The following is a 20,669-nucleotide window of genomic DNA, read 5'->3' as shown; positions in this document are numbered from 1 at the left end:
CAAGTTACTGGCTAACTGCTTTTTGTTGTATTAACTATTTCCTCTAGCTAAACTGCGTTCAAGGTAGCGGCTTACATAGGCCATCAAGTAACAGAAAATAAAGTAAAAGGCTGCTACAAATATATACAGTTCCAGATATCTACCTAAATAATCAGGATTATTGGAAATCCGTCTGGCTGTGCCTAAAAAATCAGCCAGTCCAATGATGGCTACTAGTGATGTATCTTTTAATATTGTAATGAACAAGCCTACCATTGCAGGTATAACAGCTTTTAAAGCTTGAGGCAGTATAATAAAGAATGTTGTTTTAATTTTGTTCAAACCCAGAGCTTGTGCTGCTTCAAATTGTCCCGTCGGTATCGACTGTAATCCTCCACGTACATCTTCTGCGAGATAAGCAGCCGCGAAAAATGTATAAGCTATCATGGCCCGAGTAACATTGTCGATTCCTGTACTTCCACCTAAAAAGAGTGGAATCAGTAACTGACCGATGAAAAGAACCATTATTAACGGCATTCCTCGCACAAGTTCGATATAGCCGATGCAGAAGTACTTCACAACAGGAAGAGAGCTTCTACGACCAAGTGCCAGCAGAATTCCCAGAGGGAAACAGCCGACTATTGAAACAGAAGCTAGGATCACGGTCAGCAGCCATCCGCCCCAGTTCCGACTCAAAACAGGATCAATCAATCCACCGAACCCCATAATCAGGCCAAGTGTTAAGGGAATGTATAGTGCCCAAAGGATAAGGACAGCTAGTTTGATTTTTTTGACTTTGTGACCGATAAGATAACCTGCTGTAATCAATACGATACAAGCCGCTAAGTTCAAGGATGTGTTAAGCGTTGTCCAGGGAATGACCGCGAACGCCAGAAAAACTGATCCAAAAGTGAGTCCGACTGCTTTACCGGCTCCCTCCCACAAACCCCACGTCGCTCCGATCATAAATGAAGCATAATAAAGGGCAAACCAGATTCTCCAGATTTCTTCAAGAGGGTATTGCCCAATCATCAATAGTCTCAGATGAACATAAACAACATCCCAGCTGTTAGACAATACAAAGTTGATGACCTGATAAATAACAAAGATAGAGAACAACGCAGTCACTATGGTTAAGAAGGTATTTTTCCATCCATCAAACAGATTCTTTTTCAATGTTTCTCCAATTGTTTTGTTCTTTTCTACCTTTAGACGAGGAGAATCCGTTACTTCCAAGCGATCATTAGTTGCTACTGTGTGCTGTAAATTATCGTTTGACATAACCCCCACCTACCTTTCAACCAATTGGAATTTTTTATTGAAGTAATTCATAAAGAGTGATGTTGTTAAACTGAATAATAAATACACACTGATCATAATGAATATGACTTCAAGTGTACGCCCTGACTGGTTCATGACTGTGTTTCCGACCCCAACAATTTCCTGAAACCCAACGGCCATTGCCAGTGATGAGTTTTTGATCAGGTTCAAGTATTGGCTGGTCATTTGAGGAATAATGATTCTGATCGCCTGTGGAAAAATAACCAGTCTCATTGCTGTAGCTGATCTGAATCCCAATGCTTTGGTTGCTTCAGTTTGTCCTTTAGGTACTGCCTGGACCCCACCACGAACGATTTCCGCAATGTAGGTGGATGTGAAAATAGTTAAAGCGAATAGTACTGATAGGAAAGGTGTTGTCAGCGAAAGTCCTCCGCTCACAGCCGCACCTGTATGTTGAGGTATCGACAGATATGCCGGTCCCTGTCTGAAAATAAGGAAAGTAATCCCATTCAGCAGTAAAAATACAACCAGAGAAGAAATGAAGGGATGCGTATTGACTCCGTCTTCAACTTCTTTATTTAATAGCCATTTGAACACGAAAAATGTCGCTATCAAGTAACCTGCAATCAACAGCAACCAAATCCAGGTGTTCTCGTGAACAGATAACCAGGGTATGACCGCTCCCCGATTTGACAGGAAGAAAGGACCAACTCCAACGGCTTCCTGAATTCTCGGTAAAGGTAAAAATACGGCAAAGTTCAATATAAAGATTTGCAGCAGCAGCGGTGTATTTCTGAACACATCAATGTAGATCGAAGCTACTTTACTCAGTAACCAGTTGTCTGACATTTTTGCGATTCCTACGAGGACACCAATTATGGTGGCGAGAATGATCCCAAAAAAGGACACTCGAAGTGTACTGACTATTCCGACTAAAATTGCTCGTCCATAAGGATCACTCGTACTGTAGTCGATCATTGCTTCGTTTATATTGAAACCAGCCCTTGAGTCTAAAAAACCAAACCCAAAGTTGATCCCTATTCTTTCAAGGCCAATGATTGTATTTTGAATGAGTATCCAGATCAAGGTACCCATAACAGCAACAAATGCTACCTGTAAAATAATGGGAACTACTTTCTTGTTCCTCCATAAAGGAGTCGACTTCTTTTTTTGTGACGTCATATCCTATTTCACCTCTTTTGTTATTTAATCGTGTCTGTTATTGCCCTCTAAGACTTTAAAAGAGGCCTACTATCTTGCAGCTTAGCAGGCCTCTTCGTTGTACAGTTCATCATCCACATTGCTTATTTTTTAAACTAATCAAAAGCGCATAGTTTACGATTAACTGTTTTTTTTACTGTGTTAACTTATCTAAACGGCATAGAGTACTGTAGCCCACCATCTTCATATAGAGAATTCATTCCTCTTGGAAGGTCGAATTGTGTATCAGGACCTAAATGACGGTCGTATATTTCGCCATAGTTTCCTACTTGTGAAATAGCCTGATAAGCAAAGTCGCTTTCCAATCCTAAAAAGCCACCCAAGTCTTCATCTACTCCGAGCAGACGTCTGATATCCGGATCTTCACTATCCATAAAGTCATCAACATTATCTTGAGTGATACCAAATTCTTCAGCCTGAATCAGTGCAAAAACGATCCATGTCACTACGTCATTCCATTGATCGTCCCCATGTAATACTGCTGGTGCCAATGGTTCTTTCGATAACGTTTCTTCCAGTATAATGTGATCGTCAGGGTTGTCCAAAACTGCAAATGCTGATACTAATCCAGAACGGTCAGTTGTCCATGCATCAACGGATCCTGCTTCATAGGCTGCGATCAATGCATCACGGTCATCATATGTTTGCGTTTCGTACTCTACTCCCAAGGCTTCCATTTGATCGGCAAGGTTTAATTCTGTCGTTGTTCCTGTTTCAACTCCGATAGTTAAGCCGCCCATTTCTTCCAAAGTGGTAATCCCTAAATCTTCCAATACCATCATTCCTTGTCCATCATAGAACGTTACCGGTGCAAAATCTAACCCGACCTCTGTATCTCTACTTGCTGTCCAAGTGGTATTTCTAAGTAAGACATCGACTTCACCTGTCTGAACGGCAGTAAAGCGCTCTTGAGCAGATAGTGGTCTGAAATTGACTGCCTCTGCATCTCCTAAAACACCTGCAGCAATTGCTCGTGCGAAATCGATGTCGAATCCTGCATAGTTCCCGTCACTGTCTACGTAACCGAAACCAGGTAGCTGATCGTTTACTCCAGCATTCAGTTCGCCACGGTCTATAACAGAAGCCAATGTTTCTCCTGAATCAGCTGTGCCATTATCGCCATCAGCTCCTGCCGCATCATCATCTCTTGTTGCACATGCTGTTAATGTTAACAACGCCGCAGCACTTACTAAGTATTTAGTATATTTAAACATAGTATTTTCCTCCCTGTTTCCATCTAGTTAACTCAACAGACTAACTGCTTAACAACACCTAACTATTTCTGAAGTACAAGCATCTTCAGCATAGTCATGCTAGATAAAGGCTTATTACAACCCCTAACTTTTTACAACCTCGTTTACTTTTAGAATTATAACCTGTTTTATTCTATAAAAAAAGATTAACATTAAAACAAACTAATTTAATGCTAATTTCAAACTCATGTTTAGTTAATATAAATCTTATTAAATAGGCGTTGTTTCCGTTTACATGTAATTGTGACGGCTTTGTTACAAATAGGGAAGAAAGCCCCTTTCGCTTAACTTTAATAATATAAAATGGCTTTTTGGGGCTGTCACACAGACTATTGCTTAATTATAATAAGTTTTGCATCAAAATCTACTTAACTTCCGTTTCAATTGTCGTAATTGTTTCGCCACTGCTTCTGGAGCTGGTCCACCTTCAATGTTTCTCTTGCCGACACAGGTCTCCAATTTGATTGCCTCGAATATGTCTTCTTCAAAAAGAGCATTTAGCGACTGATATTTCTCCAATGATACGTCTTCCAGTGTCAAATCCTTCTCAATACAGTACTTAACTAGCCCGCCAATAACTCCGTAGGCTTCTCTGAATGGGAGGCCTTTTTTGGTTAAATAATCAGCGCAGTCAGTTGCATTGATAAACCCTTTTGAAGCAGCTTCGCGCATTCTCTCCTTCTTTACATTCATCGTATCAATCATAGGGATCATGGCAGAAAGAGCAAGCGTTACCGTACTGATACTGTCAAACAAGGCTTCTTTGTCTTCCTGCATATCTTTATTGTAAGCAAGCGGAAGGCCTTTCATCATGGTCAATAGTGTCTGGAGATTACCGTACACCCGTCCTGTCTTACCGCGTACCAGTTCAGCTACATCCGGATTTTTCTTCTGCGGCATGATGGATGAGCCTGTAGCAAATGCATCATTCAGTTCAACAAAGCGGAATTCCTGAGAACTCCATAATATGATTTCTTCTGACAAACGTGACAGATGCATCATGATCATGCTTAAGGCATAGGTCGTATCGATCACAAAATCCCGGTCAGATACTCCATCAAGACTATTGGCACTGACTTCACTGAATCCCAGCTGGTCAGCTACGTACTGTCGGTCAAAAGGATAAGTTGTTCCGGCTAAGGCCCCATTTCCGAGTGGCATGACATCAGTATGGTCCATCACTTCTTCCAGTCGGTTGATGTCTCTTAAAATCATTTGTCCATACGCTAAAATATGATGAGCAAAACTGACCGGTTGAGCAATCTGCAAATGGGTATACCCCGGCATTATGGTGTGCAGATGCTTCTCAGCCTGACTGATCACGACCTCTTCAAACTGCAGCAGCTGCTCTTTTATGCCTATGATTTTTTTCTTGACATATAGTCTGAGATCTAATGCCACCTGATCATTTCGGCTGCGTCCAGTGTGGAGTTTTTTACCTGCATCCCCTATACGTTCAGTCAATACTGATTCAGTAAACATATGAATATCTTCTGCATCCGGATCAAATGCCAGCTCTCCACTTTTCAGGTCTTTCAGTATACCCTGCAGTCCATTTACAATACTGTGAACATCTTCTTCGGAAATGATTTTCTGTTGTCCCAGCATATTAGCATGCGCAATACTTCCTGTAATGTCTTCTTCAAACAGGACATGGTCAAAACTGATTGAAGAGTTGAAGACATCAACTTCTTTCGCACTTGTACCGGCAAAACGCCCTTGCCATAGTTTATTAGAATCAGCTGGCATAGGCAGGCACCCCCAATAGATGGACGAGAACAGCTTTTTGAACATGCAGGCGATTCTCAGCCTCCTCAAAAATATAATGCGCATGCTGTTCGAATATTTCAGTGGTGATTTCTTCTTCTTTATGTGCCGGCAGACAGTGCTGAACCATCACTTCTGGATGAGCTACAGACAGTAACTGGCTGTTTACCTGGTACAGATCCTGAAAGATTTGTTTTCGTTTATCGGCTTCTGCCTCGTCTCCCATACTCGCCCACACATCTGTAAAGACCACATCTGCATCTTTCACCGCTTCATATGGGTTTTCAGTCAGTGTAAACTTTGGATGACTGGCGAATTCTTCTAAGATAGACGCATCAGGCTGGTAGCCTTCCGGAGAGGCAACTGAAATTGATGCACCGGCTAATAGGGCCCCTACAATCAAAGAATTAGCCATGTTATTTCCATCTCCCACAAAGGCAAATTTCAATCCTTCCAGCTCACCTTTGACTTCCTGAATGGTCATCAAATCAGCCAGTATCTGACACGGGTGATACAGATCGGTCAGTCCATTGATAATGGGTATAGTACCGTATTCAGCCAGTGCTTCGACATCTGACTGTTCATAGGTACGAATCATGATCGCATCCAAATAACGCGACAAGACACGTGCTGTATCTTCTATTGGTTCTCCTCTGCCCATTTGCAGATCATTTACGCTCAAATAAAGTGGTTTTCCACCTAACTGATTCATTCCGACCTCAAATGATACACGCGTTCTAGTCGATGCTTTCTGGAAAATCATCCCAAGTGTTTTGCCTTTCAAATAGGGTGTTTCAATGCCTTCTTTCAGCTTTTTCTTTAAATCATGACCGGTCTCCAACAGACCTAACAGTTCCTCTTTGGTTAAATCAGACAGTTTCAGTAAATGATTCATTTTAAGACCTCCATTTGTTCGGTTTTCAGTATTTTCTTCAAGCAGGCGAGTGCTTCATCGATTGCTGCTTTGTCAATGATCAGTGGCGGAAGCAGGCGTAATTTGTCTTTAGCCGTTAAAAACAGAACGCCTTCTTCTTTAGCTCTCAGCACGATATCTTTCGCTTTCTCGTGTTTAAACGTTACACCGATCATCAATCCAAGACCCGAGACACTTTCTACTCCGTCAAGACCCTCCAGTTCCTGTTTCAGATAAGCACTTTTTTCTTCAATGGTCTCCAGGAAGTCATCCGTCACTGTATCTAACACTACATTAGCCCCAGCGGATGCCACTGGATTCCCCCCGAAAGTCGAGCCATGATCGCCGGCCTGCAGAACATCTTTCACTTTGTGCCCAAGTATCGCTACCCCGATCGGCAATCCATTACCGAGTCCTTTGGCTGCAGTCACTATATCTGGTTGGATATCATAATGTTCATAAGCAAACAGCTTTCCTGTTCGACCGATGCCCGTCTGAACTTCATCAATGATAAGCAAAATATCTTTCTGCTTGCATGTATCAGCTATTTCTTTAATAAAGTCCGCATCAAGAGGAACGACTCCCCCTTCACCCTGGACGATTTCGATCATGATGGCGCAGACTTGATCCGTTACTTTCTGATGCAATGCCTCTATGTTATTCGCTTCAACATAATCAAATCCTTCAGTGAACGGTCCAAAAAATTGATGGAAAGATTCTTGTCCGGTCGCGGATAAGGTGGCTACAGTTCGACCGTGAAATGAATTAGTCAGTGTCAGAATGTCGTGCTTCTGTTCATCCTGCTGATGGCCGTACTTTCTAGCCACCTTGATAGCTACTTCATTGGATTCAGCTCCGGAATTCACAAATAGTGCATGCTCCATCTGAGTGTGCAGGCATAATTTCCGAGCCACTTCTGCACTCGGTTCTGTGTAATACAAGTTCGATATATGCTGAAGTTTGCTCAGCTGATTCTGCGTGGCTTTTACCCACTCCGGATGGTTGTATCCTAAAGCATTCACCCCTATTCCAGCTGTAAAATCTAAGTACTTCTGACCATTCTTATCGTAAATGTAATACCCTTCAGCCTTGTCGACTACTATTGGCATTCTATTGTAAGTGGGTGTCACATAATCATTTGTTAACTGGATACTATTCATTTCAGACTCCCTTCCAGTTGTCCCTCTTTTTTATAAAATAAAGTGCCGATGCCTGTATCTGTCAGAAATTCGACTATCAGAGAATGCGGAATCCGCCCATCCAGAATAACCGCTTGTCTCACGGTGTCTCTCACAGCTTCGACGCAGCACTCCACCTTAGGAATCATTCCTCCACTGATAATGTCTTTCGCGTACAGTTGGGAAACGTCCCCTATTTCGATTTGTGAAATGAGAGTCGATGGATCAGCTGCGTCTTCAAGTACCCCAGGGACATCGGACATCAAGACAAAGTTATGCGCATTTAAAGCTTTAGCGACACCGCTGGCCATTTCATCTGCATTAATATTACAGGCGTCTCCGTTTTCGTCTATCCCGAGACAGGCAATAACGGGAATATACCCTTTTTCAACTAAATCCGTAATGACCTCCGTATTGATTTCACTGATTTCTCCTACGGCTCCTAGGTTATCAGGATCTTTCAGGGTGACTTTGACCAGTCCGCCGTCTATTCCACTGATCCCCATAGCTTTGCCTCCAAGTGTCTGAATCGTACGCGTAAGGTCTTTATTGATTTTACCCGCCAGCACCATCTGGACGATTTCCATCGTTTCCAGATCTGTTTTTCTTAACCCATCTACAAAGGTGCTTTCAACATTTGCTTTATCAAGCCAATAATTAATATCCGGTCCTCCACCGTGTACGATTACTACATTCATGCCAACCTTTGCCAGAAGCATAGCATCACTCAAGACGGACTTCTTCAATGACTCATCCATCATTGCGGATCCGCCATATTTGATAACGACCATTTTCTTGTCATAGCGCTGTATATGCGGCAGTGCGCCTGTTAATAACTCTGCTGTTTCAAATGAATTCATCCCTGTTCCTTCTCACTTTAAATAGTTTTCGATCGGTTCAATTTTAAGTTATCATTATTATTTTATGTTCTATATGCGCTGTTGATAGTCACGTATTCGGTCGTCAAATCACATCCCCAGGCTGTTGCCTGTTCCTGACCTTCATACAAATATATATCGATAAACAATTTATCTGTGCCCAAGATGTCATACGCTTTATCTTCGTCGAATGACACGATTGACCCTGCTTCACATACACAGACGCTTCGGTAGTCTTCAGAACGCATATAAATATCGATGTTTCTATAATCGACATCCACTCCACTGTATCCAATGGCACAGAGTAGACGTCCGACGTTGGCATCTCTGCCATACACAGCGGCTTTAACTAAATTACTGCTGATCACCTGTTTAGCTATGGCTTTTGCTTTGTATTCATTCGTCGCATTCAGCACATTACAAGTGATAAGGGTGCTCGCACCTTCTCCATCTTCTGCAATAGCGATTGCCAGTTCTTTACATACCTCATGCAGTACCTCTTTGAACGGCTTATAATCCGGATCCTGATCCGACTGAATTTCATTGTTCCCCGCTTCACCGTTGGCTAGTACTGTGACCATGTCATTAGTTGATGTATCACCATCCACACTGATCATATTGAAGGTATCCATAACCACTTCTTTTAATGCCTGCTGCAGTACATCCGGCGCGATGGCGACATCAGTCGTGATGAATCCAAGCATCGTTGCCATATTTGGATGAATCATGCCGCTGCCTTTTGAAATCCCACCTATAGTGGCGGTCGTCTCACTTAACTCAAATTGAATCGCAGTCTGTTTTATATCCGTATCAGTTGTGAGGATTGCCTCAGCTGCAAAGTCTCCCGAAGTCTCATTCAGGCTTTCGACCAGTTCTTTGATGCCATTTTTAAAAGGATCGATACTAAGTGGCTTACCAATTACTCCAGTGGATGCGACCAGAATATTCTCTTCCAAAATCCCCAGTGACTCTCCGACGATTGCACACGCTTCTCTTGCAATTTCAAGTCCATTTGCATTACAGGTATTGGCATTTCCACTGTTGCAGACGATAGCCTGAGCCAACCCATTTGAACTATGTTCTTTAGTGATGACAAGTGGCGCGCCTTTTACTGCATTTTGAGTGTAGACACTAGCCGTTGAGCTTAACGTTCTACTCAGAATCAAAGCGAGATCTTTCCCACTTTTTTTGAATCCAGCCTGAATACCAGCTGCTGCAAACCCACTTGGAGAGCAGATGTTGCCTTCTGTCTTTTTCCATTGAGTTGCTTTTTCACTTTTAATTATCGTTTCCATTTTTATCACCTCAAAACGATGGGGCTACCATCGAAAGTCCTTCTGTCTCAGTTATATCAGACATAATATTGAAATTCTGTACAGCTTGTCCAGCTGCTCCCTTTTGCATATTGTCGATGACACTTACTATAACGAGTCGATTAGTTCGTTCATCCACAGTCAGTCCAATATGGCACTGATTTGAATGTGTGACATGACTGATATTCGGCCACTGTCCACTTTTTAAAACAGTAACGAATGGCTCATCTGCATACCATTTTTCATATAGGTCCTGTATCGTTTCGGCTTCTGTTTCCTCTTTAAGATCGATGTATAGTGTTGACAATATGCCACGATTGACTGGCAGCAGGTGAGGAACGAATGTGATGTTCACATCTTCTGCACCCATTTCTACGAGTTTCTCTTCAATTTCAGGTGTATGACGATGAGTGCCCACTTTGTATGCATTAAACCCTTCGTTTTTATTCGCGAAGTGTACGGCTTCTGACAATCCTTTGCCTGCTCCAGTTACTCCTGACTTGGCATCGATCACTAATGTTTTAAGATCGACTAACTGACTGGAAACCGCCGGATATAAGCCGAGTAAAATGCTGGTAGGGTAACACCCGGGATTCGCTACTAAGGTCGTCTGTTTTATTTTCTCCCGGTTCATTTCAGGCAGACCATAAACGGACAGGTTATGAAGATTAGGAAACAGACTTCTCACTCCATACCATTCTTCGTATACGTTTAAATCATTTAGTCTGAAATCTGCACCGACATCAATGACTTTTTTCCCTTTATCGACACACTGTTTGACCAGTTCTTCACTCTTTCCATGGGGCAGGCATATGAACAAGACATCTGATGCATCAATCACCGTATCGTTATCAACAAAAGCCTGATCAAACTGACCCGTAAATGACGGATACAACTCTGAGAAAGGACGTCCTTTGTTCTGCCCTGAAGAGATCTCTGTTATCTCCACACTGGAGTGATTCAGTAAAATACCAATCAGTTCAGCTCCAACGTATCCACTGGCACCGATAACGCCTACTTGACTCTTACTCATGCTTTGATCCCTTCCTGTGTCAGACCAAAACTGTTATCCGCCTCTTTTGCAAACTGTACTTTCTGTTTCATTTCAGCTTGTATCACACTGGATAAGCCATATAAATTGATAAAGCCAGCTGCATCATTCTGGTCATAAACATTATCTTCATCGAATGTCGCAAAAGCCTCTGAATATAAGCTGAATGGTGAATCCACACTTGCGGCTATCATATTTCCTTTGTAGAGTTTCAACTTCACTGTTCCCGACACAGTTTTTTGCGTTTCATCAACAAATGCATCCAGAGCTTGTTTTAATGGCGTAAAGTATTGCCCATTGTAGAGAAGATTGGCGTATTTTTGTGCCAGGTCCTGTTTGTATTGAGTGGTTTCTTTATCTAATGTGATCATCTCAAGCTGTTCGTGAGCAAAATAGAGGAGTGTGCCGCCCGGTGTTTCATATACTCCACGGCTCTTCATGCCTACCAGACGATTCTCGATCATGTCTAAAATCCCAATGGCATTTGCTCCGCCGATCGTATTCAGTTTCTTGATCAGGCTGACACCATCCAGTTCTTTGCCGTCGACTGCTACCGGAATGCCTTCATCAAATGTGATACTGACGTATGTCGGTTCATCTGGTGCTTGTTCTGGTGTCACACTCATTTCCAGTATCTGATCGTATTTAGGTTCGTTTAATGGGTTCTCCAGGTCCAGTCCCTCGTGAGATAAGTGCCACAAGTTTTTATCTTTTGAATAATTGGTTTCACGAGAGATTTTCAACGGAATATTATGCTCATAAGCATAGTCGATCGCTTCTTCACGAGAAGTAATATCCCAGGTTCTCCAAGGAGCAATGATATCCATTTCTGGAGCTAGTGCTTTAATTCCCATTTCAAAACGCACCTGATCATTTCCTTTACCTGTACAGCCATGACAAATCGCATCGGCGCCTTCCTGCTTGGCAATATCAACTAAGGCTTTAGCAATGATCGGTCTGGCTGTTGCTGTTCCCAGAAGGTATTTATTCTCGTAAACGGCACCTGCTTTGAGTGCTGGAAAAATCGAATCATAGACGAATGCTTCTTCGATCTCAGCAAGATAAAATTTTGAAGCCCCTGTTTTCAATGCTTTTTCTTCTAAGCCGATTAGTTCATCTTCCTGACCGACATTTGCGGTCACTGCAATAATTTCACTTCCATAATTTTCTTTCAGCCAGTGGATGATCACCGATGTGTCAAGTCCTCCAGAATAGGCCAATACTATTTTCTTATAAGTTTGTTTAGTCATTTTTCATTCTCCTCTATTAGTTGTGTTTGAATTTTTGGGTATAAAAAAAACGCCTCCTGTTTTTACACAGAGACGATTACATCGCGGTACCACTCTACTTGCAGACCTTTATTTATATCTCTCCCATCAGAAAATATGCACGAGAATATTGGTGGTCTGCCACCTTAATGCATTAACGCTGCAAACGGCTGATCTTAATTTGCTGAGTACACTAACCATCTGGATGAGCTCCGGATGTCACTGCTGCTGCATTTCAGAAAAGCATCTTACAAGCTCGTTTCAATGATTCGTCATGTCAGCCTTCCACTCTGTGCTGACTCGCTGTGATGATGATAATCATTTACTCTCTTGTTCTGTGATGTTATGAGTAGTCTACAACGCGTTCCATGAATAGTCAACCCTAAATATCGATTTAATTGCATCTTTTTTCTAAAATGTTATGTAAACGTTACTAAAATGAACTTATTATACATTTAAAATTCTTTTAGTTGTATAACGAACAGTAGAATATGCTTTTTAAAAACAGATAGGGGGGTGATCCAATCTCTTCTTGTTAGGATTATACTACTCGCCTGTTTTGACGCATTAGTCAGCTTTTAATAGTTTATCAAATAGTAATGAATACTCCTTATTCATTACTATTTGTCTGACTTTTTGGATACTTATGAGATCAGTCATACCTATACCCGTTTATTTGTAGAAGTGACTGCATTGACAACAATTGAGAACTACATATTAGACCTTATTTGTATGGCTCACTTCATAAATGACATCTGAGAGCTACATATCAGGCCCCTATATGTCGAACTTGCAGAACTACTATCAGTTGAGTCATACATAATAGAGCCCATTTGCATGGCTCACTTCATAAATGATATCTGAGAGCTACATATCAGGCCCCTATATGTCGAACTTGCAGAACTACTATCAGTTGAGTCATACATAATAGAGCCCATTTGCATGGCTCACTTCATAAATGACAACTGAGAGCTACATATCGGGCCCTTATATGTCGTACCCGCAGAACTACTATCAGTTGACTCATACATATAGCCCCTTATGTGTAATACTCACTTTAGAAATAACAATTGAGTAATGCATATCACCCCCTCTATTGTCGAACCCGCAGAACTGAATTCATTTTGAAATCATAAAACCGTGTGGATCCAGCAGCTGGTCAGGTAATGACTACTCCAAGAAAATAGTCAATAGTAAAAAGCAGCGCCAATTCTGTATTGATCTACAAAATGGGCACTGCTTTATTGTTTTACTTTTGTCTGGAGCATCTGTCCTAGCCTCTGGATAGGGCATTTTCATTTCGTCTCTCCAGCTCTTCCTGAGCAATCAGTATCCGGATGAATAATCCACTACGTTTAAAGGGAGGTCTTCCCCTTTTACAAAAGCAGCTAAATTTTTCTCAAACACCGGAAATAGACTTTCATCATAATCATCCAGAGAGCCCGATATGTGAGGTGTCAGTAGCACGTCTTCTCTGCCGTATATAGGGTGATTTTCCGGCAAGGGTTCCTGATGGACTACATCTAGAGCGGCAAATTCAAGATACCCTTTATCCAGAGCCTCAAGGAGATCATCGGTCACCACAGTCGGTCCTCTTCCCACATTGATAAAGACAGCTGTTTCTTTCATTTCTTTAAAGAGTGACAAGTCAAACAGGTCTTTTGTCTCATCTGTCAACGGTAAAATATTGACAATGACATCCGCCTGATTCAGCGACTGTTTAAGGTTTTCTTGAGTAATCTGCTCATCCATATACTCCACATTTTTTCCACTTCTATTCACACCAATAGTTTTCATTCCAAAAGCCTTAGCCAGTTTAGCTGTCTGTTTTCCAATGGCTCCTGCGCCAACAATCATCATTGTTTTCTGATTCAATTCACGAGCATTGTCGAACTGACCCCATTTAGCCTTTGTCTGCATTTTAATGGAATGTGCAATCCCTCTTGTATGGCTTAACAGCATACCCATGATTGATTCAGCTATAGCGAACCTGTGTATGCCACTCGCGCTCGTTAAGGTAATATCCTCCGCATTCAGACGCTCGAGGTCCATATAGTCCACACCGGCAGAGGCTAGTTGAATCCACTTGATGTTCAGATCCGACTGATCCAGCAGTTTCTGTCCAGCTTCTTTGTTCCACCCGTAGACAATTTCAATATCGGATACATCCGATACCTCATTCAAGGATGAGACAACCGTATAGTCTGACGCTATTTCTTTGATTTTATCCAAGTGTGACTCTTTCAATTCATTAAAACTAAGTATAACATTTGCCAAAAATCCTCACTCCTTTTTGATAGTTTACATGATTTTGATACATAAACTCAACCAGAGTGAATTACTGGACAGTCTGATAGTCTCCAGTCACCATGTCCAGTTTCTGCAGTTCATCTGATGACACATTAAAACGATAAATACCGATCAAGTTAGACCAAGTAACACCATCCTGATCAACAGATTCTCTCACTTCGAGCTGAACCCAGTCCTCTTCCATCATATTAACGAAAAAGAAATAGTCTTCATAATTTAAATCCTCATTCATGATCAGGTAATCAAATGCATAATTTTCCGCTTCCTCTTTTGTCCAGCTTTCAGACTCTTCTTCTAATTCTGTTTCGCTTTCTTTTCGAGTGAACCATTCAGACAGTTCCTCATCAGTTGCGTCCTGAATAGACTGACCTGTAGCCGCTGAATACTCTTCAGAAATGATAGCGGACTGTCTTTCATCTGTATAGGCAGATTCTTCTGTCTGGGCACTCGCAGCTTCTCGAGCATTTTCAGCTTGGATCGCATGTATTTCTTCTTTCAACTGCTCTGCTTCAGCATTAATTTCAGAATAATCGGATAAATCATTTTGCAGCAGCAGACTCAATGTACCGGAAGCAGCTTCCAGTTCTTCCGCTTCGTATTCTCTCTTCGCCTGATCCAGCAAATCCTGATACTTCACTTCTGTTTCATCGGCTTCAACAGCCGCTTCCTCTGCTGCCTCTTCTTCTGCCTCCTGTGCTTCAGTCTGAGAGTCTTCTTCTGTTTCCTCCACTTCAGTCAGTGCTTCGTTTGCCGACTCCTCTGTTTCCAGAACAGCTTCCGGTTCTTCCGGCCCGCAGGCTGCCAGTCCAAGTCCCAATAAAGCAATAGGTAAAATCATGATTTTTTTAGACATTTTGTTTTCCTCCTCTTACTCGTTGATCTCATGATAGGCTGCGTATACTTCTCTTTTCTGCAGTCCTCTTAACTGAGCCACTTCTTTTATCGCTTTTTTGCTCGGCAGATCCTGATTCTCCATCAGTTCCTCCACATGGTCTTTCAAGCTGAGTGATTCCCAAGATTGAGGTGCCTCTTCTTCTATATCGCTGTTTCCTTCTACTATTAAAACGAACTCTCCACGTATCTGTTCGTTTTCCAGCCACTCTAAAACGTCCGGAGCGGTCCCGCGTACAAACTCTTCAAACCGTTTCGTGACTTCTCTTGCCAGAACGATTTGCCTTTCTGCCCCGAACACAATGACCATCTGTTCCACCACTTGTTTGATCCGGTGTGGTGATTCGTAAAAGACCAGTGTTTCTTCCCGTTTATTCAAATCAACCAGACTGGCTACTAAATCTTTTTTCTTCCGTGGCAGAAATCCATAGAAGTAGAAAGGCTGCGGTGTAAGTCCGGATGCGATAAGGGCTGTCAAAGCAGCGTTGGGACCCGGTAATGGGACAACTGTAATGCCTGACTCGATTGCGGCCTTGACCAGTTCGACTCCTGGGTCACTGATTGAAGGCATCCCAGCATCACTGACTTGTGCGACCGATTGTCCATTCAGCATTTTTTCAATCAGCTGGGGTGTCCGCTCATTCGTATTGTGTTCATGATAGCTGAGCTGTGATGTGCTGATGTCAAAATGGTTAAGTAATTTCTGGGTGTTACGCGTATCTTCTGATGCAATGTAATCCACTTCTTTCAGGATTTGAATGGCACGAAATGTCATGTCGTCCAGATTGCCTATAGGGGTCGGAACTAAGTACAAGCTTCCCTGCTCCTTCTTCTCAAAGCTCTTCTGCGTGCTGATCATTTTCCGTCCTCACCTCTTTCACTATACAGGTCTGCTGTTTGTCATACGGACGCTTGACACCCTGCTTAATTAAAAACTGGTCTTTCTGTCTGCGCATCAGCTTTTTAAACGCTGCTTCTGCTTTTGTTGCGTCACTTCTTGAAGGATGAGCCTCTGCATACAACATCCTCAACGGTCTTCGTCTGCCTGGTCGTGTATATTTCGCCCCGACTCCGTCATTGTGTTCCTTCAACCGTCTGTCAAGATCAGTTGTATAGCCACCATACAACGTTCCGTCCTTGCAATGGAGGACGTAAAAGTAACTTGTTTTAGTCTGACTCATTTCCGTAAATCATCCTTCTCACTTCTGGAAAATAATCTCCGTTGTCATCATACACAACAAGAGGCGGCAGGATCTTCAGTCCATCCGCTTTTCCTCTTTTAATGCCTTCAATCAGCATAATATTTGCTTCTCTGCCTGCTTTAGGGTGAATAAACTGGATCCGTTTCGGAGCCAGATCCACTTCGCGCATAGCATCCATGATTTCGAGAAATCGCTCTGGACGATGAACAAAGAAGGCCTTTCCTTTTGTTTTAAGCAAACCCGACGTTACCGACATCAGTTCCTTCAGAGTCAAGTGCAGTTCATGTCTGGCAATAGCCAGATGTTCATTGGGATTCTTCTTGCTTGCTTCTGATACTGTAAAATAAGGCGGGTTACACGTGATGACATCAACTGAATCCTTTGGAATATATCCTGTCAGCGTGTTGACATCTTCGTGAACGATCTCAATCTGATCTCTTAGCCCGTTCAACTCAATACTTCGCTCAGCCATATCGACCAGGCGGTCCTGAATTTCGACAGCTGTTACTTTACTCTTTGTCTGCTGACTGATCATAAGGGCCACGGCACCATTTCCTGAACACAGGTCCACAATTCTGGCCCGGTCATGTCTCGGTACTTTAGCGAATTCACCTAATAATATGGCATCCAGTGAAAAAGAGAATACAGAAGGACTCTGAATGATATCCAGGCCATACTGCATGATCTGATCGATGCGCTCGTCTTCTTTTAATCGTATAGTCACTACATTCTTCCTTTGTTTAATGAAGTAGCTTCAGTATACCAAATAAAATAGCCAGTTTTAATTTTTATTTTCAGTTTAAACCGAATTGGATGGAAGGTACTGGCTTTAGCTGTTAATTTGTTGAATTGGTAGAATGGGCGGTTCTTTCTTATTACTGATCTTATGAGTCCGCTCGAGTTCAGACAATGACCATTCACTATCATTCTCCACTCAATAAAAAAAGACTGACACAAAGTCTTCAGCCGGTAAATCTGGAGAATTGACAAAAGCCACTCAACGAGGAGTGGCTTTCTGATTAAACGATAAATATTTGTAAAGTAAATTGCTGGGTATTTCTATTCATATCTATATTACTAGGTTTCTCATTTAGACGACATGATCCCTACCTCTATCATGTCCTTACAGCCCCATAGCTGATCCAGTGTGAATAAACTTCTTTAAAACGTGTTTATATAATACTTCATATTTATCTTTAACGTCCTTATAGTATAACACCAATCTGCACAAAAGGCTAATCGAGTGCCTGAAGGGAGATAAAAGTCGTCTTATACCAGTCAGCGCAGGCTTGTATTTTCGCCAAGTTCCACTAGGATTTAGTAATAGTCTCCTTCATTCCACAATTTAACGTCGCCAGATTCTAAAGATGCCTGGACATCTATGATCCGCTGATTTGAACTTCCTCTAAAAGCAAGATTGAGATTCATCTTATCCTGCTCGAATCGGCCGTCGACAACCACATCGATCAGTTCCAGCAGCTTTAATTTATCGTCAGTGCCTTCCATCAATTCTTCCCACGTGTAACCAGTCCATGACCAGATGTCTTTCGTTCGTCCAAAAGCTTCTCTTACGCGTTCGCATAAAGGGACTGTCACACCTGTATTTAGAAACGGTTCGCCTCCTAGAAGTGTCAAGCCCTGACAGTAATCGGCGCTCAAATCTGTTATGATCTGATTTTCCAATTCTGGTGAATAAGGAGATCCATAACTGAAGTCCTGAGCTGCTTTATTATAACAGCCTTTGCAGGCAAAAGGGCAGCCACTGACATAAATACTGCATCTGACCCCTTCACCGTCTACAAAGTTATAGGGCTTGTAATCTGCGACAAAATTTTTGCTGAATCGCTCTGAGGTCCAGTTAACTGGATTTACAGCCATCTTATTCAGTCCCTTTAATATGCTTTACTCGTGAGGAAATTTCCTTGTGTCGACCGGCTACCATTGGTCTTTTCTGCGGATTGCCTAGATACCCACACGTTCGCTTGACGACATCACATGTTTCAGGATTTGTGTTGCCACAGCTCGGACATCTGAATCCATCCTCAGTCGGTTTAAAGTCTCCTTCGAAATCACACTCGTAACAGCGGTCAATCGGTGTATTCGTTCCGAGATAACCAATACGGTCATAAGCATAATCCCATACAGCTTCCAGCGCTTTCGGGTTAGTCTGCAATTTAGGATACTCACAGTAATGAATGAATCCGCCACCTGTATACTCGGCATAATCTTTTTCAAAGTCTATTTTTTCAAACGGGGTTGGATTTTTTCGGACATCATAGTGGAAGCTATTAGTATAGTAGCCTTTATCCGTGATGTCTTCAAGCAGGCCGAATTTCTCGATATCCAGTTTACAAAAACGATCTGTCAGGCTTTCACTTGGAGTCGAATACACACTCACATGAATCCCGCTCTCATTACCCCACTCATCGGCATGTGCTTTCAACGTTCTCATGATATCGAGTGTAAAGGCTTTTGCTTCTTCATTTGTTTCCCATTCTGGACCGAAAAAAGTCGTTGCCGCTTCATAGAGACCGATATAGCCGAGTGAAATGGTTGCCCGTTTGTTCAAAAATAGATCAGATACCTTATCTTCTTTTGCTAACCGCTTCCCGAATGCCCCATGCATATATAAAATGGGTGCATTGGCTGGTTCTGCGTCCATCACCCGGTTGGCTTTAAACAGTAATGCATCCTTTATCAGACGGAGTCGTTCTTCAAGTAGTATACTGAACCGATGGACATCTCCTTTTGCCTCGATCGCAATACGCGGAACATTAAGAGTTACTACCCCCAGATTCATACGCCCTGCTGATACGTCAGTACCGTCCTCGTCTGTCCACCCTTGAAGGAACGAACGGCAACCCATTGGTGTTTTAAAGCTGCCCGTGATATCAATCAGTTTGTCATAACTTAACACGTCCGGATACATCCGTTTAGTTGAACATTCAAGAGCCAGTTCCTTGATGTCGTAATTTGGATCTGTCTCATTCAAATTCAGTCCGCGTTTCAGTGTGAAAATCAGTTTCGGAAAAATCGCTGTACGTTTTTCTTTACCCAGCCCTTTAATACGAACATTCAAAATGGCTTTTTGGATTTCGCGTTCAATCCAGTTCTCACCCAGTCCGAAACCAAGACTTGTGAACGGCGTCTGCCCCTGGGAGGTATAAAGAGTATTGATTTCATACTCCAGGCTCTGCATCGCATCGTAAATATCTTTTTTCGTTTTTTCTTCAGCAAAGGCTTCCCGTTTAGTCTGACCCTCAATCCATTTTTCCGCCGTCTGTATGTGTTTCTGAAAGTTCAGTTCAGCATAAGGGGCCAGAACTTCATCGATTCGGTCAAAACTGCACCCACCGTACTGACTGGATGCGACATTCGCTATAATCTGAGCTGTTTGCGCAGCAGCTGTCTGAATCGATCTCGGTGAGCCCACTTCTGCATTCCCGATCTGGAATCCCTCTTCAAACATATGCTTGAAATCGATCAGACAGCAATTACTCATTGGAGCATACGGTGTATAGTCCAGGTCGTGATAATGGATCTCCCCTTTTTCATGGGCATTAGCCACATGAGGCGGAAGCATTTTAAGACCCAGTGCCTTCCCAACGATCCCGGCTGTCAAATCCCGCTGCGTGTTGAATACCTTACTGTCCTTATTCGCATTTTCGTTGACGATGGATTTCTCCTTCATCAGAAGACTCTTGATCATCGCATTCACATCACGTCTTGTTTCGCGCTCTTTCTCTTTTTCTTCACGGCGCTGGATATACCCTTCCGCCAGATCATCAAAGGTATAGGCATTCAAAACATCCAGGACTAAAAAATCTATCTCCTTAGTATCCAGCTGTTTACATTTTTTGGCCAGTATCATTTCTTCCACATCGTACGCAATTGCTTTTAAATCATCAAAGGTGTAGGTCAAATCCAACTGTTCCACTGCCTGGAAAAGAGCCTCCGTGATTTTTTTCCGGCTGTATCTCTGCATACGGCCGTCTCGTTTTTGAACATCCTTCAACCCGTCGTTGATGATTTTTTCATTAAGTTCTGCGATTTTCTTATCGTTCCATTTCACATTCTGCATGATCAAACACCGTCCTTATCCTTTTTTTATTATTCATCCACTTATTCAAACATTCACAAGCGTTACTAAAAAAATATGTATGT

The 20,669-nt window shown here is 42.3% G+C and carries 17 protein-coding genes and 1 other annotated feature; all 17 genes read right to left on the bottom strand.

Annotation, left to right across the window (positions count from 1 at the left end):
* Nucleotides 1-30: 30 nt before the first annotated feature.
* On the bottom strand, nucleotides 31-1,260 hold the full coding sequence (locus CLV38_RS06480) for an amino acid ABC transporter permease (RefSeq protein WP_106193039.1): 1,230 nt from the start codon (nucleotides 1,258-1,260) through the stop codon (nucleotides 31-33).
* A gap of 9 nt (nucleotides 1,261-1,269) precedes the next feature.
* A complete protein-coding gene (locus CLV38_RS06475) occupies nucleotides 1,270-2,442 on the bottom strand; it encodes an amino acid ABC transporter permease (RefSeq protein ID WP_106193036.1) in 1,173 nt (390 codons plus the stop codon).
* A 185-nt stretch (nucleotides 2,443-2,627) separates the two neighbouring features.
* Entirely contained in the window at nucleotides 2,628-3,695 is a 1,068-nt protein-coding gene (locus CLV38_RS06470; protein ID WP_106193034.1) for an amino acid ABC transporter substrate-binding protein, read from the bottom strand.
* A gap of 396 nt (nucleotides 3,696-4,091) precedes the next feature.
* Complete coding sequence (gene argH, locus CLV38_RS06465; protein ID WP_106193031.1) at nucleotides 4,092-5,483, bottom strand: argininosuccinate lyase; 1,392 nt, start codon at nucleotides 5,481-5,483, stop codon at nucleotides 4,092-4,094.
* Nucleotides 5,473-6,396, bottom strand: a complete 924-nt coding sequence (gene argF / locus CLV38_RS06460) for an ornithine carbamoyltransferase (RefSeq protein ID WP_106193029.1) — start codon at nucleotides 6,394-6,396, stop codon at nucleotides 5,473-5,475. The genes argH and argF overlap by 11 nt, the downstream gene beginning before the upstream one ends.
* Nucleotides 6,393-7,574 (bottom strand): aspartate aminotransferase family protein, encoded by a 1,182-nt coding sequence (locus CLV38_RS06455; RefSeq protein WP_106193026.1) that lies wholly within the window; start codon nucleotides 7,572-7,574, stop codon nucleotides 6,393-6,395. Before CLV38_RS06455 ends, argF begins: the two co-directional genes overlap by 4 nt.
* On the bottom strand, nucleotides 7,571-8,452 hold the full coding sequence (gene argB, locus CLV38_RS06450) for an acetylglutamate kinase (RefSeq protein WP_106193024.1): 882 nt from the start codon (nucleotides 8,450-8,452) through the stop codon (nucleotides 7,571-7,573). The genes CLV38_RS06455 and argB overlap by 4 nt, the downstream gene beginning before the upstream one ends.
* Before the next feature lie 62 nt (nucleotides 8,453-8,514).
* Nucleotides 8,515-9,765, bottom strand: a complete 1,251-nt coding sequence (gene argJ / locus CLV38_RS06445; protein WP_106193022.1) for a bifunctional glutamate N-acetyltransferase/amino-acid acetyltransferase ArgJ — start codon at nucleotides 9,763-9,765, stop codon at nucleotides 8,515-8,517.
* A gap of 10 nt (nucleotides 9,766-9,775) precedes the next feature.
* Entirely contained in the window at nucleotides 9,776-10,816 is a 1,041-nt protein-coding gene (argC, locus tag CLV38_RS06440) for an N-acetyl-gamma-glutamyl-phosphate reductase (RefSeq protein WP_106193019.1), read from the bottom strand.
* A complete protein-coding gene (locus CLV38_RS06435; RefSeq protein ID WP_106193017.1) occupies nucleotides 10,813-12,084 on the bottom strand; it encodes an argininosuccinate synthase in 1,272 nt (423 codons plus the stop codon). Before CLV38_RS06435 ends, argC begins: the two co-directional genes overlap by 4 nt.
* Before the next feature lie 65 nt (nucleotides 12,085-12,149).
* Nucleotides 12,150-12,449: a binding site (T-box leader), on the bottom strand.
* 979 nt (nucleotides 12,450-13,428) lie between these two features.
* Complete coding sequence (locus tag CLV38_RS06430; protein WP_106193015.1) at nucleotides 13,429-14,379, bottom strand: NAD(P)-dependent oxidoreductase; 951 nt, start codon at nucleotides 14,377-14,379, stop codon at nucleotides 13,429-13,431.
* Between the two features lie 61 nt (nucleotides 14,380-14,440).
* Nucleotides 14,441-15,265 carry a hypothetical protein gene (locus CLV38_RS06425; protein ID WP_106193012.1) on the bottom strand — a complete coding sequence of 275 codons (825 nt, stop codon included), beginning with the start codon at nucleotides 15,263-15,265 and terminating at the stop codon, nucleotides 14,441-14,443.
* Nucleotides 15,266-15,280: 15 nt separating this feature from the next.
* Nucleotides 15,281-16,159, bottom strand: a complete 879-nt coding sequence (gene rsmI, locus CLV38_RS06420; protein ID WP_106193182.1) for a 16S rRNA (cytidine(1402)-2'-O)-methyltransferase — start codon at nucleotides 16,157-16,159, stop codon at nucleotides 15,281-15,283.
* Nucleotides 16,137-16,484, bottom strand: a complete 348-nt coding sequence (locus CLV38_RS06415) for a GIY-YIG nuclease family protein (protein WP_106193011.1) — start codon at nucleotides 16,482-16,484, stop codon at nucleotides 16,137-16,139. Before CLV38_RS06415 ends, rsmI begins: the two co-directional genes overlap by 23 nt.
* The gene (locus CLV38_RS06410; RefSeq protein WP_106193180.1) at nucleotides 16,471-17,187 is read right to left on the bottom strand and encodes a tRNA1(Val) (adenine(37)-N6)-methyltransferase; all 717 of its coding nucleotides are present in this window, start codon (nucleotides 17,185-17,187) and stop codon (nucleotides 16,471-16,473) included. The genes CLV38_RS06415 and CLV38_RS06410 overlap by 14 nt, the downstream gene beginning before the upstream one ends.
* A gap of 635 nt (nucleotides 17,188-17,822) precedes the next feature.
* Nucleotides 17,823-18,383, bottom strand: coding sequence for an anaerobic ribonucleoside-triphosphate reductase activating protein (gene nrdG, locus CLV38_RS06405; protein WP_106193008.1), 561 nt, complete (start codon nucleotides 18,381-18,383; stop codon nucleotides 17,823-17,825).
* A 1-nt stretch (nucleotide 18,384) separates the two neighbouring features.
* Complete coding sequence (nrdD, locus tag CLV38_RS06400; RefSeq protein ID WP_106193006.1) at nucleotides 18,385-20,586, bottom strand: anaerobic ribonucleoside-triphosphate reductase; 2,202 nt, start codon at nucleotides 20,584-20,586, stop codon at nucleotides 18,385-18,387.
* Between the last annotated feature and the right edge of the window lie 83 nt (nucleotides 20,587-20,669).

Source organism: Alkalibacterium olivapovliticus, assembly GCF_003003275.1.
GTDB lineage: Bacteria > Bacillota > Bacilli > Lactobacillales > Carnobacteriaceae_A > Alkalibacterium > Alkalibacterium olivapovliticum.
The sequence above is the reverse complement of the archived record's forward strand: the minus strand, read 5'-3'. Positions and strand labels throughout refer to the sequence as shown.